The organism is Neorhizobium sp. BETTINA12A (assembly GCF_023006485.1).
Lineage (GTDB): Bacteria > Pseudomonadota > Alphaproteobacteria > Rhizobiales > Rhizobiaceae > Neorhizobium.
Genome location: NZ_JALBGW010000125.1, coordinates 1 through 13,905, shown reverse-complemented (window position 1 = coordinate 13,905; position 13,905 = coordinate 1). Strand labels below are relative to the sequence as shown.

Annotated in this window: 13 protein-coding genes and 2 pseudogenes; 6 read left to right on the top strand and 9 right to left on the bottom strand. The window is 61.6% G+C overall.

What is annotated here, in order from left to right; all coding sequences use genetic code 11:
• A pseudogene (locus tag MOV61_RS22550) lies at positions 1 to 468 on the top strand (heme biosynthesis protein HemY); the annotation flags it as partial.
• A gap of 22 nt (positions 469 to 490) precedes the next feature.
• Complete coding sequence (locus tag MOV61_RS22545; RefSeq protein WP_247138167.1) at positions 491 to 970, top strand: TerB family tellurite resistance protein; 480 nt, start codon at positions 491 to 493, stop codon at positions 968 to 970.
• Between the two features lie 74 nt (positions 971 to 1,044).
• Here MOV61_RS22545 and MOV61_RS22540 read toward each other — a convergent pair whose 3' ends face one another.
• Entirely contained in the window at positions 1,045 to 2,304 is a 1,260-nt protein-coding gene (locus MOV61_RS22540; protein ID WP_247138166.1) for an MFS transporter, read from the bottom strand.
• Positions 2,305 to 2,445: 141 nt separating this feature from the next.
• Between MOV61_RS22540 and MOV61_RS22535 the strand changes: the two genes are divergently transcribed.
• Both MOV61_RS22535 and MOV61_RS22530 read left to right on the top strand, forming a co-directional pair.
• On the top strand, positions 2,446 to 2,736 hold the full coding sequence (locus MOV61_RS22535; protein ID WP_038546555.1) for a YggT family protein: 291 nt from the start codon (positions 2,446 to 2,448) through the stop codon (positions 2,734 to 2,736).
• A complete protein-coding gene (locus MOV61_RS22530) occupies positions 2,733 to 3,047 on the top strand; it encodes a DUF167 domain-containing protein (RefSeq protein ID WP_247138165.1) in 315 nt (104 codons plus the stop codon). Before MOV61_RS22535 ends, MOV61_RS22530 begins: the two co-directional genes overlap by 4 nt.
• Before the next feature lie 4 nt (positions 3,048 to 3,051).
• Here the strand turns inward: MOV61_RS22530 and ppa are convergent, their stop codons facing one another.
• From ppa to MOV61_RS22495, 7 genes are all read right to left on the bottom strand, one after another.
• Positions 3,052 to 3,585, bottom strand: a complete 534-nt coding sequence (gene ppa / locus MOV61_RS22525; protein ID WP_038546562.1) for an inorganic diphosphatase — start codon at positions 3,583 to 3,585, stop codon at positions 3,052 to 3,054.
• A gap of 147 nt (positions 3,586 to 3,732) precedes the next feature.
• The gene (locus MOV61_RS22520) at positions 3,733 to 4,239 is read right to left on the bottom strand and encodes a GNAT family N-acetyltransferase (protein ID WP_038590844.1); all 507 of its coding nucleotides are present in this window, start codon (positions 4,237 to 4,239) and stop codon (positions 3,733 to 3,735) included.
• A gap of 204 nt (positions 4,240 to 4,443) precedes the next feature.
• The gene (gene typA / locus MOV61_RS22515; RefSeq protein ID WP_247038981.1) at positions 4,444 to 6,267 is read right to left on the bottom strand and encodes a translational GTPase TypA; all 1,824 of its coding nucleotides are present in this window, start codon (positions 6,265 to 6,267) and stop codon (positions 4,444 to 4,446) included.
• 115 nt (positions 6,268 to 6,382) lie between these two features.
• On the bottom strand, positions 6,383 to 8,062 hold the full coding sequence (locus MOV61_RS22510) for an iron ABC transporter permease (protein ID WP_247138164.1): 1,680 nt from the start codon (positions 8,060 to 8,062) through the stop codon (positions 6,383 to 6,385).
• 11 nt (positions 8,063 to 8,073) lie between these two features.
• Positions 8,074 to 9,033 carry an ABC transporter substrate-binding protein gene (locus MOV61_RS22505; protein WP_247138163.1) on the bottom strand — a complete coding sequence of 320 codons (960 nt, stop codon included), beginning with the start codon at positions 9,031 to 9,033 and terminating at the stop codon, positions 8,074 to 8,076.
• Entirely contained in the window at positions 9,026 to 10,141 is a 1,116-nt protein-coding gene (locus MOV61_RS22500; protein WP_247138162.1) for an ABC transporter ATP-binding protein, read from the bottom strand. The genes MOV61_RS22505 and MOV61_RS22500 overlap by 8 nt, the downstream gene beginning before the upstream one ends.
• Before the next feature lie 148 nt (positions 10,142 to 10,289).
• The gene (locus MOV61_RS22495; RefSeq protein WP_247138161.1) at positions 10,290 to 12,380 is read right to left on the bottom strand and encodes a M3 family metallopeptidase; all 2,091 of its coding nucleotides are present in this window, start codon (positions 12,378 to 12,380) and stop codon (positions 10,290 to 10,292) included.
• Positions 12,381 to 12,566: 186 nt separating this feature from the next.
• On the opposite strand from MOV61_RS22495, the gene MOV61_RS22490 reads away from it, so the two are divergent.
• Positions 12,567 to 12,989, top strand: a complete 423-nt coding sequence (locus MOV61_RS22490; RefSeq protein ID WP_247138160.1) for a hypothetical protein — start codon at positions 12,567 to 12,569, stop codon at positions 12,987 to 12,989.
• A gap of 17 nt (positions 12,990 to 13,006) precedes the next feature.
• Here MOV61_RS22490 and MOV61_RS22485 read toward each other — a convergent pair whose 3' ends face one another.
• The gene (locus MOV61_RS22485; protein WP_247138159.1) at positions 13,007 to 13,648 is read right to left on the bottom strand and encodes a LysE family translocator; all 642 of its coding nucleotides are present in this window, start codon (positions 13,646 to 13,648) and stop codon (positions 13,007 to 13,009) included.
• A 153-nt stretch (positions 13,649 to 13,801) separates the two neighbouring features.
• On the opposite strand from MOV61_RS22485, the pseudogene MOV61_RS22480 reads away from it, so the two are divergent.
• Positions 13,802 to 13,905: pseudogene (locus MOV61_RS22480) on the top strand (MarR family transcriptional regulator); the annotation flags it as partial.

Here is a 13,905-nt window from a genome sequence, read left to right as displayed (position 1 = left end):
CTGCGAGCACCCCGCGACCCGGCCTGGGTGGCCGACGGGCACGTCTCGGAAAAATGGCTGCCGATTTCCCCGGTCACCGGCCGGCTCGACGCCTTCGAATGGAAGGCGCCGTTCGACCAGCTCGAAGGCCCGGTCGAGGAAGGTTCGCTCGCAGCCGACACGGCGATCGCCAGCCTGCCGCCCGTCACCGAGGTGCCGGCTTTCACCCCGAAGACCGAGTCTCGCGCCGAGGAAGAGCCGCGGCCGATCGTGGTTCCGGTCAAGCCCGTTCCGCAGGAGGCAAAGCCGGCTCCGAAGGAGTTAGCTGTTGCAGCAAAAACACCAGCGCCTGCGAATGTGACGTCAAAGGACGGAAAAACCCCTGAAAATAGGGAGGAGCCCGTTCCCTTTTTCGGCCGCCCGCCGGATGATCCGGGTGTGAAAGATCCCGATGCCGGGCAGCCTGCAACGAGGCTCCGGTTGTTCTAGAATGGCGAGGGCCTGGAGATAGATGTTAGATCGCATTCAGGCCTTCCTCCACACTCTGACAGGATCTCACCATACACAGGAATTCGCGCCCGATGATCCGCGGGTGGCGTTCGTGGCGCTATGTTTCCAGGTCATGGAGGCGGACGGCAATATTTCCGATCAGGAACAGCAGAAGTTTCGCGATCTGCTGCGCGAACGGTACGACTTGAGCGAGGACCGCCTCAAGGTGCTGATCGAGGTCGGCCACCAGGCCGGCAGCGAGGCGGTCGATTATTACCGCTTCACGTCCGATCTTAGAAAACATCTCGTCAATGAAGAAGACCGTGTCGAGCTGCTCGGCATCCTCTGGGATATCGTTTATGCCGACGGCCAGCGCAGCGAAATCGAAGATCACGTGATCTGGAGGATCGCCGATCTTCTGGGCGTTTCGGCACGCGACAGGGTTCTGGAGCGCCAGCAGGCCGCCGCCCGTGCAACCTTGGGAGACCGGGGAGAAGACTGACGGTACCCGATACCCGCTTCTCCTTTTGCTGAAAAGCTTTCGATATTCGCCATGCTGCACCGTCAGCCGGCGCTTCAGGCCGGCTGAGCCGATTTCTCTTCCCGCTCCGGTGCCTCGAGGCTGTCGATCCGGCGCAGCTTCGGGAAACCCATGGACCAAATGATCGCGACCGCCAGCGTGCCGACACCGCCGATGACCACGGCCGGCATCGCCCCGAAGATCGAGGCCATCGTACCTGCCCGGAATTCCCCGAGTTCGTTGGACGCGCCGACGAACACCATGTTGACTGCATTGACCCGGCCACGCACTTCGTCCGGCGTCCAGAGCGCGATCAGCGTCTCTCGCACATAGACGGAGATCATGTCCGACGCTCCCATCAGCATCAGCGCCGAAATCGACAGCCAGGGCGTCGCTGAGAGACCGAAGACCAGCGTGCCCACCCCGAACAGTCCGACGCCGATGAACATCGCGATGCCGGCATGGTGGCGGATCGGGTAGAAGGCAAGATAGATCGCGACGATGATCGCGCCGACGCCCGGTGCTGCCCGCAGCATACCGAGCCCCCAGGGTCCAAGCTCGAGAATATCGCGCGCAAAGATCGGCATCAGCGCCACCGCGCCGCCGAGAAGCACCGCGAAGAGATCGAGCGAGATCGCCCCGAGGACGATCTTTTCCTGCGAGATGAAGTGGAAGCCGGCGAGAATCTGGCCCCAACTCACCTTCTCCACGGCGTTGCGCTGCGTAGGCTTCGGGATCATGAACACCAGAATGGCGGCGAGGATGAGAAAGGCGAAGGCGACCGAATAGGCAGCGATCGCACTGACGCCGTACAGGAGACCGCCGGCAACCGGACCGAGGATCGCCGCCGTCTGCCATGACGAGGAGTTCCAGGCGACCGCATTCGGCAGATCCTGTTCCGGCACCAGGTTCGGCCCGAGCGACTGCACCGCCGGCCCCATGAAGGCGCGCTCGATCCCGAACACGATCAGGATGCCGAACACCGGCCAGGGCGAAAACGAATGCGTGACGGTGAGTGCCAGCAGGGCACCGGCGCAGAGCGCTCCGACCACCATGCAGGCCGCCACGATCGCGCGCCGGTTATAGCGGTCGGCGACGGAGCCAGTGACAAGGATCAGGAGCAGCGACGGCAGGAACTGGAAAAGCCCGATCAGACCGAGATAGAGCGGATTGCTGGTCTCGTCGTACATCTGCCAGCCGACTGCGACGCTGATGATCTGGATCGCGAAAGCCGAGAAAAGCCGGGAAAAGAAGAAGCGAGTATAGGATGAGTGCCGGAAGGCGGCGAAACGATCGCCCGAGGCGGGAATGGACATAAGGCAGCACTTTCAGCGGAGCCGGAAGCCGGCAGCGTGCCTGTCGCCCGTTAAACATGAATCGGATGAGGCACGGGCGCGGCACTTGCCCGTTAGTTCGCCAATGTCTACATGTCTGTCAACAAAGAAATGGAGACGTTAATGCTCGCCCTGTTTCAGACCATCGATTTGGCCTTGAACCTCTATACCTGGGTGCTGATTGCCAGCGCCATCTTTTCCTGGCTCTTTGCCTTCAACGTCATCAATTCGCGAAACCAGTTCGTCGATGCGGTCGGTCGTTTCCTCTTCAACGTCACCGAACCGGTGCTGCGCCCTATCCGCCGCATCATGCCGGATCTCGGCGGCATCGACATTTCGCCAGTCGTCCTGCTGCTGATCATCTTCTTCATCCGCTCGCTGATGTGGACGTCGATCTATCCGCTGTTTGCGTGAGCGGTCCTTTTAGCAGGCATTCCGATCATCTGCGGCTCGCAATCCGGCTCACGCCGAATTCGGGCCGCAATGCTGTCGAGGGCCTGGAGACCGCCGCCGATGGCGACATCTTCCTGAAGGCACGCGTCACCGCCGTGCCGGAGGACGGCAAGGCCAACAAGGCGCTGATCCTGCTGCTGGCCGATACGTTCCGTCTCCCCAAATCCTCCATTTCGATCCTGTCGGGCGAAACCGCGCGCAAAAAAATCCTCCGGATCGATGGCGACCCGGAGGACTTGGAAGAGAAATTCAAAAAATTCCTGAAAGCCTGACGGCTTACTTGCTTGCCTTGTAGCGCTCGATGGCTTCGATGATCAGCGTCTTGGCCACGTCGACATTCTGCCACCCGCCGATCTTCACCCACTTGCCGGGCTCCAGATCCTTGTAGTGCTCGAAGAAATGCTCGATCTGCTTCAGCGTGATCTCGGGCATATCCGTGTAGTTCTTGATCTTGTCGTAGCGCTGGGTCAGCTTCGGAACCGGCACGGCAATGATCTTCTCGTCCTTGCCGCCATCATCTTCCATGATCATCACGCCGATCGGGCGCACGTTGATGACGCAGCCGGGAACCAGCGGACGGGTGTTGCAGATAAGGACGTCGATTGGGTCGCCGTCTTCCGAGAGCGTATGCGGTACGAAGCCGTAATTGCCCGGATAGGTCATCGGCGTGTAGAGGAAGCGGTCGACGACAAGAGCGCCGGCTTCCTTGTCCATTTCGTACTTGATCGGCTGGCCGCCGACCGGCACTTCAACGATGACGTTGACGTCTTCAGGCGGATTCTTGCCAACGGAAATTGCATCGATACGCATTCTAGTCCCCGATGAGGTTCGACAAAGTTAAGCGTCGATAGCGGGAATCATGCTGCAAGGCAACAAGGCTTTGACGCCAATATTGAACCGCGCTGCGCGCCGAAACATTAGAAAGCGTTTAAATTCAAGGCCTTCAAGCCTGACCGTTCAAGGCCAGACAAAACCGATCTTGCGAAGCTGCGTGCCGCCGAAATCTTCCATGCCTTCGGCGAGATCCACGCCGCCGTGCCGGCGGAAGAAACGCGCCGCATGCTCGCTGTCCTCAAGGCACCAGACGACCAGGCCTTCGCAGCCGAGTGACTTCAGGAGCCGGCGGCTTTCGCCGAACAGGCGGCGGCCAAGGCCGATGCCCTGGAATTCCGGACGCAGATAGATCTCGTAGACCTCGCCGTCGTAAGGCAGGGCACGGGCGCGGTTGAGGCCGATCGTCGCATAACCGGCGACCTGGTCGGCGACGTCGAGAACCAGCAGCGTTGCCGGCCCGCGCGTCGCCTTGCGCCACCAGGTCTCGCCCCGGCGCTCCAGCATCTGGGTTAGCGGCTTGTAGGGAATGAGGCCTGCATAGGCCTGGGTCCATGCCTGGCGATGCGCCTCGGAAATGGCGCGGGCGTCTTGCGGTTCGGCCCGCCGGACATCGATCGATAACGTCTTCATAACGTTTACTCTAGGCCCTGATGTCGGCAATCCGCCATTACACCAATGTGTGTAGAGCGGATTGCCCACAGACTTCTCATGTGGACAACGCGGCAACGTTAACGTGTTTTTAACCTTTGCGACAAGGCCGGCCGGGTCTCAGGCACAGAAAAAACCCCGGCATTTCTACCGGGGTTTTGAAAGACTCAGAGCATGCAGTCGAAATCAGGCGATCTTCGCCTTGCCGAAGCGCTTGCGGTCGTTGGCGTCGAGATAGGTCTTGCGCAGACGGATGTTCTTCGGCGTCACTTCCATCAGCTCGTCGTCCTGGATCCAGGAGAGAGCGCGGTCGAGCGTCATGCGGATCGGCGGGGTCAGACGGACGGCTTCGTCCTTGCCGGCAGAGCGGATGTTGGTCAGCTGCTTGCCCTTGAGGACATTGACCTCGAGGTCGTTGTCTCTGCTGTGAATGCCGATGATCATGCCGGCATAGACCTTCTCGCCCGGCTCGATGATCATCGGGCCGCGGTCTTCCAGGTTGAACATCGCATAGGCGACGGCTTCGCCGGCCTGGTTGGACAAGAGCACGCCGTTGGTGCGGCCGCCGATTTCACCCTTGTAGGGCTGATAGTCGTGGAACAGGCGGTTCATGATCGCCGTGCCGCGGGTATCGGTCAGAAGTTCCGACTGGTAGCCGATCAGGCCGCGGGTCGGCGCGAAGAATACCAGGCGGACGCGGCTGCCGCCGGACGGACGCAGCTCGGCCATTTCCGCCTTGCGCTCGGACATCTTCTGCACGACGACGCCGGAATGTTCTTCATCGACGTCGATGACGACTTCCTCGATCGGCTCCATCAACGTGCCGTCCTCGGACTTGTGCATGACAACGCGCGGACGCGACACGGCAAGTTCGAAGCCTTCGCGGCGCATGGTTTCGATCAGCACGGCGAGCTGCAATTCGCCACGGCCGGACACGAAGAACGAATCCTTGCCGTCCGATTCCTCGATCTTCAGCGCGACATTGCCTTCGGCTTCCTTGAACAGGCGATCGCGGATGACGCGCGAGGTGACCTTGTCGCCTTCGGTGCCGGCCAGGGGTGAATCGTTGACGAGGAAGGACATGGTGACGGTCGGCGGGTCGATCGGCTGTGCATGCAGCGCCTCGGTGACCGAGGGATCGCAGAACGTGTCGGCGACCGTGCCCTTGGAGAGGCCGGCGATCGCGACGATGTCGCCCGCATGCGCTTCCTCGATCGGCGTGCGTTCGATGCCGCGGAACGCGAGGATCTTGGAGATACGGCCGGTCTCGACCGTCTTGCCGTCCTGGCTCAGAACCTTGACAGCCTGGTTCGGCTTGATCGAGCCGGAATGGATACGGCCGGTGATGATACGGCCGAGGAAGGGGTTGGCTTCGAGCAGCGTGCCGATCATGCGGAACGCGCCGTCTTCTTCACCGACGCTCGGCTCGGGAACGTGCTTCAGCACCAGATCGAGAAGCGGGGCGAGACCCTGGTCCTTCGGGCCTTCCGGATTGACGTTCATCCAGCCATCGCGACCGGAACCGTAAAGGATCGGGAAATCGAGCTGTTCGTCGGTGGCGTCGAGGTTGGCGAAGAGGTCGAAGACTTCGTTGATGACTTCCTCATGGCGGCCGTCCGGACGGTCGATCTTGTTGATCGCGACGATCGGGCGAAGGCCGACCTTCAGCGCCTTGCCGACCACGAACTTGGTCTGCGGCATCGGACCTTCGGAAGAGTCGACGAGAACGATCGCGCCGTCCACCATCGAGAGAATGCGCTCGACTTCGCCACCGAAGTCGGCGTGGCCGGGCGTGTCGACGATGTTGACGCGAACGCCCTTCCACTCGATCGAGGTCGCCTTGGCAAGGATGGTAATGCCGCGTTCCTTTTCGAGATCGTTGCTGTCCATCATGCGCTCGGTGGTGCGCTGGTTGTCGCGGAACGAGCCGGACTGCTTCAGAAGTTCGTCAACGAGGGTGGTCTTCCCATGGTCAACGTGTGCGATAATCGCGATATTGCGCATTTTCATGTTTTGAATCTCTGAGCTTTGGCGCGGCGACGGGAGGCGGCACCCAATTCGTTTTGCGGCCTCATACCCTGTTTTTCGCATTTGCGAAAGGGGTGAGCGCGATGATGGTTGACGGCTATTCCGCCACCAGCCCGCTGCGCCTCAACAGCGTCAGCAGGAGGAGCGGCAGCAGGGTGGTAATCACGATCGCGATGAAGGCCATGGCCATGCCGAGACCGATCGACCCCTGTTCGAACTGCCGCCAGATGAATGTGGCGATCGTCTGCATGCCGACCGGGGCGACGACGACGGAGGCGACCAGCTCGCGGGAAGCGAGCGCAAAGACCAGCAGCATGGCCGATGCAAGGCTTGGAAAGACCAGCGGCAGCAGGATGCGCCGGAAGGCCGTGATGCTGCTGGCACCGAACACGCGGGCCGCTGCCTCCAGATTGTCGCCGATCTGCTGGAAGGCCGCCGTGGTGTAGCGTACAGGCTGCGGCAGCAGGATGCAACAATAGGCAAGCAGCAGGATAAAGGCGGTGTTGTAGGGCGTCGCCGGCAGCCAGGGCATGTTCCAGGCAAGGATCAGCCCGACCGCCACGACAATGCCAGGCAGTGCGTTCGGCAGGATGGTCATGATGTCGATCGTCATACGGCCGCGCATCCGCGTCTTGACCACCGTGTAGGCCGCGGTCACGCCGATCAGCCCGGTGATCAGGGCCGTGGCGATACCGAGCGAGAAACTGTTGACCAGTGCCCCGACCGCGCCGGCGCTGTTGCTGAACACCAGGATGAAATTGCTGAGACTAAGATTGCCGAGCGCCAGCCCGCCGGAAATCGTCCGTGACAGCGCCGTCGCCAGGATCGCCAGTAGCGGCACGCCCGTCGCCAGGAACGCCACGACCGAGAAGGCGATCATCACAGGCACCTTCAGGGCGCCGAGCGGTCGCTTGTCCTTGGCGCTCGGCTTGCCGCCCACCGTCTGGTAGGAGCGCCGCGCCAGGATCCAGCGCTGCAGAAGGAAAGTCACGAGCGACATGGCGACCAGCAGCAGCGACAGGATCGCCGCACCCGGAAGATCGATCGGCCAGTCGGTGATGCGAAGGTCGATACCGGTCACCAGCACCTGGAACCCGGCGCGGCGGCCGAGTGCTGCCGGCGTGCCGTATTCCTCGATGGCGGCTGCGAAAACCAGCATCAGGCTGGCGGCAAGGCCGGGAGCCGACAGCGGCAGCGTGATCCGCCAGAAAGCCCGCGCCGGCGTCGCACCGAAGACGCGGCCGACATCGGCGTAACGGGAGCCAACGGCTTCCACCGTGCGCGACACCGCGAAATAAACGACCGGGAAGGTGTTGAAGGCCATGACCAGCGTCATGCCGAACAGCGAGAACAGGAAGGGCGCGAGATTGAAGCCGACAAGCTGCTGCAGGTAGCCGCGCGGCTGCAGCGTCATGATCCAGCCGAGCGTCGCGATATAGGGCGGGATCATGAAGGGAACGAGCAGGACCACATCCCAGAACTGCGCGTAGGGAATGCGGTAGAGCGCCCGGAACACGCCGAGCGGCACGGCGACCACCGCCGAGGCGAGCACCACGCAGAAGCCGAGCAGGAGCGTATTACCGGCCATACCGATCAGCGCGCTATCGGCAAGTGTCGCGAGAAGCGAGGAGAAAGGGCCTGCGAACGAGCCCTGTCCAAGATTGGGGAAGATGCCCTGCAGCACCACGGCGATGAAGGGAATGGCGACGACGAGGACCAGTCCCGCGATCGCGAGCCAGGCGGCCGGAGCCGCGCCGCCGATGCCGTTCGCCTTCATGCGCCTGTTCCTTACTTGCCGCCGTAGATCTTGGTAATCTCGGCCAGCGTTTCCTTGCGCTTGCCGTAGACGGTGGCGGTATCGTACTTCAGCAGCTTCAGGTCGCTGATCAGCGGACGGTTAGCCGGGATATCGGTGCGGGCCGGCATCAGCATTTCGTCGGCAACGGCCTTCTGGCCTTCGTCTGATAGCATGTAGTCGATGAACTTCTTGGCGTCGTCCTGGTTCTTGGACCAGTTGAGGATCATCGCCGGGCGCGGTGCGATGACCGTGCCGGAAGCCGGGAAGATCACGTCGATCGATTCACCCTTCGCCTTGGCAGCGAGCGTGATGTAATCGACGGCGCCGAAGACGGCAGCCTTGGCACCCTGCAGGACCGGGTTCAGGGCGTCGGCATTGGCGCCGGCGATGATCGCGCCATTGGCCTTCAGGTCGTTGAAGAGCTTGAAACTGTCCTGGCCGGCGAGAGCGGCGGTCAGTTCGAACGACGAGCCGGACTGCGCCGGATCCGGAATGTTGACGAGGTCCTTGTATTCCTTGCTTGTCAGGTTGGCCCATTCGGTCGGCTTCGGCGTGCCGCTCTTGGTGTTCCAGGCAATCCCGAGAGCCGAGATGCCCTGGGCTACGGCACCTTCCGTCTTCAGGAAGTCCGGAACCTTGGCAGCGTTGGGGCTCGAATACTTGACGAGCCAGCCGCGCTTGGCGAAATCGGTTGCGGTATCCCAGGAAGCCGAAACCAGAACGTCGACGACCGGGTTTGCAGCCTCGGCTTCGATACGGGCCATGACCTTGCCGGTCGTCGCCTGGAAAACGTTGACCTTGATGCCGGTCTGCTTGGTGAAGCCGGCAGACAGCTTGTCGATCAGGCTCTGGGGACCGGCGGTATAGACGGTGACGTCGGCATGCGCGACGCCGGCCATAAGTGCTGCGGCAACGACGCCGAAGGTAATGCTCTTCAATGACTTAAACATGTTCCAAAGTCTCCCTTTTGGACGAATGAATTTTGGGCGAAAACCAGCGTATCTGGTCGGTGTCGATCGAAAGGCCGACGCCGTCGCCTGGCCGAAGCTTGATGCGGCTGAGGACCTGCAATTCGACATGGGCGGGGCCGACCAGCGAAACAGTCGCCAGATGCCCGTCGCCGCGAAACTGCGAACGCCGCACGGTTGCCGCAAGCAGCCCCGGCCCGATATCGCCGATCGAGATCGCGCCGACCGGGATGAGCACGCGGGCGGTTGCGTCAGCAACGCTGGCATCTCCCGGCAGCGCCACGTCGCTGCCCTTGAAGACCCACAGCCCGTCGCGATAGTCGAGATCGGCGATGCCGCCGAGGCGCAGGAAGTCCGCCACTTCAGGCGTCGCCGGCTTATCGATCAGCTGGTCGGGGGATGCGAGCTGTTCGATCAGCCCGCCGCGCATCACCGCGACGTCGTCGGCAAGCGTCAGCGCTTCCGCATGATCGTGGGTGACATAGATGGCGGTCAGCCCGAGCGTTGCGATCAGCTCGGCAAGTTCGCCGACCATGTTTTCGCGCAGTTCACGGTCGAGGTTGGAAAGCGGCTCGTCGAAAAGGATCAGCTGCGGCTCGGCGACGATCGCGCGGGCGATCGCCACGCGCTGCTGCTGGCCGCCGGACAGATCGCTTGGACGGCGGTCCGCATAGGCACCGAGACCGACACGCTCCAGCGCCCGCATCGTGCGAGACTGGCATTCGGCCTTGCCGAGGCCACGCATCTCGAGCGGAAAGGAAACATTGCCGCCGACCGTCAGATGCGGCCAGAGCGCGTAATCCTGAAAGACCATGCCGAGATTGCGCTTTTCGGGCGGGGAGAATGTATTCGCGGCAGCATCCGCAACCACCTGGCCGGCAATCGAGATCGAACCCTTGGTCGGCGCCAGCAATCCGGCGACGAGGCGCAGAAGCGTGGTCTTTCCGCAGCCGGAGGGGCCGAGCAGAGCAAGCGTCTTGCCCTTCGAAAGCGAGATATCGATGCCCTTGAGAACCGGCGTCGCGCCGTAATGCAATTCCACCCCGGCCGTCGAGACGGCGGCATGTGTCGCTGGGGGCTGAAAGGTCATGGGGAACCGGCATCGGTTGGAGGCGATGCCGGTTTCCTATTAAGGTTTCATGACAGTGGTGTTACGGTTTTATGACGGCCGAATGACAGGCCGATGATTGATGAATCACCGGCATGCCGCACCCCTTGAGACTGGGATCACAACGCGCTCAGGCGTCGCTGCCGGACAGCTCCTCGACCATCGCAAGGCCCTTTTTCTTCAGCATCGCCTGCGGGTCCGGCAGCTTGCCACGGAAGGCCTTGTAGGTCTCTTCCGGGTCGATAGAGCCGCCGACCGAATAGATGTTGTTCTTGAGCTTGCGGGCCATGACCGGATCGAAGGCATTGCCGGTTTCCTCGAAGGCCGAGAAGGCGTCCGCATCGAGCACTTCCGACCACATGTAGGAATAGTAGCCGGCCGAATAACCGTCGCCCGAAAACACGTGCTGAAAATGCGGTGTCGCGTGGCGCATGACGATCGAGGCCGGCATGCCGAGCTCGTCAAGCACCTCCTTCTGAACCGCCATCGGATCCTCGACCGCTCCGCGGGTGTGGAACGCCATGTCGACCAGCGCCGAGGAGGTGAATTCCACCGTCGCGAACCCGGCGTTGAACGTGCGCGCCGCCAGCACCTTGTCGAGCAGCGCCTTCGGCATCGGCTTTCCGGTCTCGTGATGGACCGCGTATTTTTCGAGGATTTCCGGCACGGTCAGCCAGTGCTCGTAGAGCTGCGACGGCAGTTCGACGAAATCGCGCGACACGCCGGTGCCGGAGACCGACGGATAGGTGACATCCGACAGCATGCCGTGCAGCGCGTGGCCGAATTCGTGGAACAGCGTGCGGGCATCGTCGAGCGACAGCAGTGCCGGCTTGCCTTCGGCGGGCTTGGCGAAATTGCAGACATTGTAGATGATCGGCAGTTCGCCTGTCGCACCGTTCTTCAGCGGCAGCTTGTGCTGCGACTGCAGGGAATTCATCCATGCGCCGGAGCGCTTCGAGGAGCGGGCGAAATAATCGCCGAGGAACAGCGCCTTCAGCGAACCATCCCTGTCGCGGACTTCGAACACCCGTACATCCGGATGATAGGCCGCCACACCCTTCACTTCGACCGCCTTGATACCGAACAGGCGCTCGGCGACGTCGAAGCAGGCCTCGATGATCTTTTCCAGCTGCAGATAGGGCTTTAGCTCGGTCTCGGAGAAATCGAAGGTCCGCTGGCGCAGCTTCTCGGCGTAATGCCGCCAGTCCCAGGGCATGACCTCATGGTTCTTGCCCTCCTCGGCAATTAGCCCGCCAAGGCTCGCCTCCTCCTCCAGCGCCTTGGAGCGCGCCTTGTCCCAGACCTTGCGGAGCAGGGAATTCACCGCGTCCGCGGTCTTCGCCATCGTATTGTCGAGCTTGTAGGCGGCGAAATTCTCGTATCCGAGCAGCTTTGCCTTTTCCGCCCGCAGCGCCAGCGTTTCGCGCACAATCCCGAGATTGTCGGTCTCGCCGCCGTTTTGTCCGCGCGCAGCCCAGGCCCTGAACGCCTGTTCGCGCAGGTCCCGGCGGGTCGAGAAGGTGAGGAACGGTTCGATGATCGAGCGGGACAGCGTCACCATATAGCCGTCCGCCTCGCCGCGTTCGCGGGCCGCGGACGCCATGGCATCGCGCAGGAAGGCCGGCAGGCCGTCCAGTTCAGCCTCGCCGGACAATTTCAGCGACCAGCCCTTCTCGTCACCGAGCACGTTCTGGCCGAACTTGGCGCCAAGCCCGGCGAGCTTCTCGTTGATATCGGCAAGCCGCTCCTGCTCAGCCTTGGCAAGCTTGGCACCGGCCTTGACGAAGCCCTTCCAGTGACGTTCCAGCACGCGTTCTTCCTCGAGCGTAAGGCCAAGCTCCTTGCGCTTTTCCCAAAGCGTATCGATGCGGGAAAACAGCGCCGCATTCATGCCGATCTTCGAATAATGGCGCGACATTTTTGGCGCGATCTCGCGCTCAAGCGCCTGAATATTCTCGTTGGTATGCGCACCAGCCTTGCCCCAGAACAGTGACGAAACGCGCGACAGCTCGTCGCCCGCGGTCTCCAGCGCAACGACGGTATTGGTGAAGGTCGGCTCTTCCGGATTGCTGGCGATCGCCTCGATCTCCGCTTCGTGGATGCCAAGTGCCGCGTCGAAACCGGGAGCGAAGTCCTCGTCCTTCACCTGATCGAAACGCGGCAGGCCGTGATGGCCGTTCCAGTCCACGAGAGCGGGGTTCACCAGAAGATTAGAAGACATGCAAATATCCTTCCTAACGATGCATCGCCATTCATATAGGAGAAGCCGGCGGGAATGGGTATGCGCCTGTCCATTTTCGATTTCCGGCAAGAAATCATACATAACAATTAACGGTTATTAACCATTTGACGCAGTGCAGTAATCAAAGGTACTTTTGGCCAGTATCCGATGAATCAGGATATAGCCATGGAAATCAGTTCCTTGCGCTGGTCTACCAACTTACTGCAAAGAGACCATTCTCGAAACAATAAAGTCGAGAAGTCATCGGAGCATGGAAGTCGGCAGAGCCAGATCACCTTTCAGGTGCCCGACACGGATGAATCGCCGATCGATTTTTCGGCGATCACCCCGCGGGATCTGCGTGCGCTCGCGCTTGAAAACTATCAGGCGGGCAGGATCGACCAGGACACTTACATCACGCTGTCCGAAGAACTTCCAACGCACGCCGTCGATGCTCAGGGACAGTTGATGGACCTGTCGCAGGTCACAGACGAAACCGGCTTCAATTTCCACGATTATTACCGCAATCAGCTCGAAATCGCCATGTCGCTTGGCGATATGCCCCGCGCCAACGTCCTTCGCGCGGTGATGGCCTTCATCGAAGTCTGATCGGAAAGCGTAGTCGCTCAGGCACGCCGGTAGCCGAACAGGCCTGGTGCCGAATGCCAGAGCGCCTGCATCGCAAAACCGATGAACAGCAGGCCGGAAAGCCGGACGATCACCCTTTCATACTTCCGATAGAACCGCCGAACCACGCCGGCCCCGATAATCCCGATCAGCACCAGATCGGCCGTCAGGAACCCGATCAGTGACACGGCGAGAAGCACCGGCAACGCGCTGAAATCCAGCGAATCGGCTGAACTCGCCAGCAGCGCCGTGAAGGTTGCCAGCGCCACCGGATAACCTTTAGGGTTGGTCAACCCGAAAATCAGCCCCCGCCGCAGTGGCTTTTCGACCGTCACCAGAGCGCCGCCATTCTCCTTCGGCTTTGCCCGTAACGCGCTCCAGCCGATCCAGCCAAGATAGAGGCCGCAGAAAACCCCGAGTATGTCGAAGACGGTGGTGCCGACCGTCTTGGCGCCGATGATCGCCACCAGCGCCAGCCCGGACCAGAGAATGTCTCCTGCCAAGTGACCGCCCATGAAGAAGGCACCGGCCTGCCTTCCCTGTCCGGCACCGATGCCGAGCAGCGCCAGGAATGCCGGGCCGGGAATGAGCGTATAGGCGAGCGCCGCGAAAAAGGCGCCGGCAAGCAGCGATGATGACATGGAGAGGCTCCGTCCGAAGGCTGCGACAATCTCGCCGCAGGTTTCGCCGGTGTCAATGCAACCGAACCCCGTTTTCCGTTTGCCTCACACCCGAAAGATAGTAAGGGTACCTTACAAAATTTGCATATAAAGGCGAAAGGTGCCGAAGAGGGCATGGACAGTTTGGGATTTCTGATCGCCGACAGTGCCCGATTGCTGCGTGCCGCCTTCGAGCGCCGCATCGCCGAGGCCGGCCTCGGACTGACGCCCGGCGAGGC

Coding starts and splice junctions, on each gene's coding strand:
- MOV61_RS22545 (WP_247138167.1), top strand. CDS start 491: ATGTTAGATCGCATTCAGGCCTTCCTCCACACTCTGACAGGATCTCAC.
- MOV61_RS22540 (WP_247138166.1), bottom strand. CDS start 2,304: ATGTCCATTCCCGCCTCGGGCGATCGTTTCGCCGCCTTCCGGCACTCA.
- MOV61_RS22535 (WP_038546555.1), top strand. CDS start 2,446: ATGCTCGCCCTGTTTCAGACCATCGATTTGGCCTTGAACCTCTATACC.
- ppa (WP_038546562.1), bottom strand. CDS start 3,585: ATGCGTATCGATGCAATTTCCGTTGGCAAGAATCCGCCTGAAGACGTC.
- MOV61_RS22520 (WP_038590844.1), bottom strand. CDS start 4,239: ATGAAGACGTTATCGATCGATGTCCGGCGGGCCGAACCGCAAGACGCC.
- typA (WP_247038981.1), bottom strand. CDS start 6,267: ATGAAAATGCGCAATATCGCGATTATCGCACACGTTGACCATGGGAAG.
- MOV61_RS22510 (WP_247138164.1), bottom strand. CDS start 8,062: ATGAAGGCGAACGGCATCGGCGGCGCGGCTCCGGCCGCCTGGCTCGCG.
- MOV61_RS22505 (WP_247138163.1), bottom strand. CDS start 9,033: ATGTTTAAGTCATTGAAGAGCATTACCTTCGGCGTCGTTGCCGCAGCA.
- MOV61_RS22500 (WP_247138162.1), bottom strand. CDS start 10,141: ATGACCTTTCAGCCCCCAGCGACACATGCCGCCGTCTCGACGGCCGGG.
- MOV61_RS22495 (WP_247138161.1), bottom strand. CDS start 12,380: ATGTCTTCTAATCTTCTGGTGAACCCCGCTCTCGTGGACTGGAACGGC.
- MOV61_RS22490 (WP_247138160.1), top strand. CDS start 12,567: ATGGAAATCAGTTCCTTGCGCTGGTCTACCAACTTACTGCAAAGAGAC.
- MOV61_RS22485 (WP_247138159.1), bottom strand. CDS start 13,648: ATGTCATCATCGCTGCTTGCCGGCGCCTTTTTCGCGGCGCTCGCCTAT.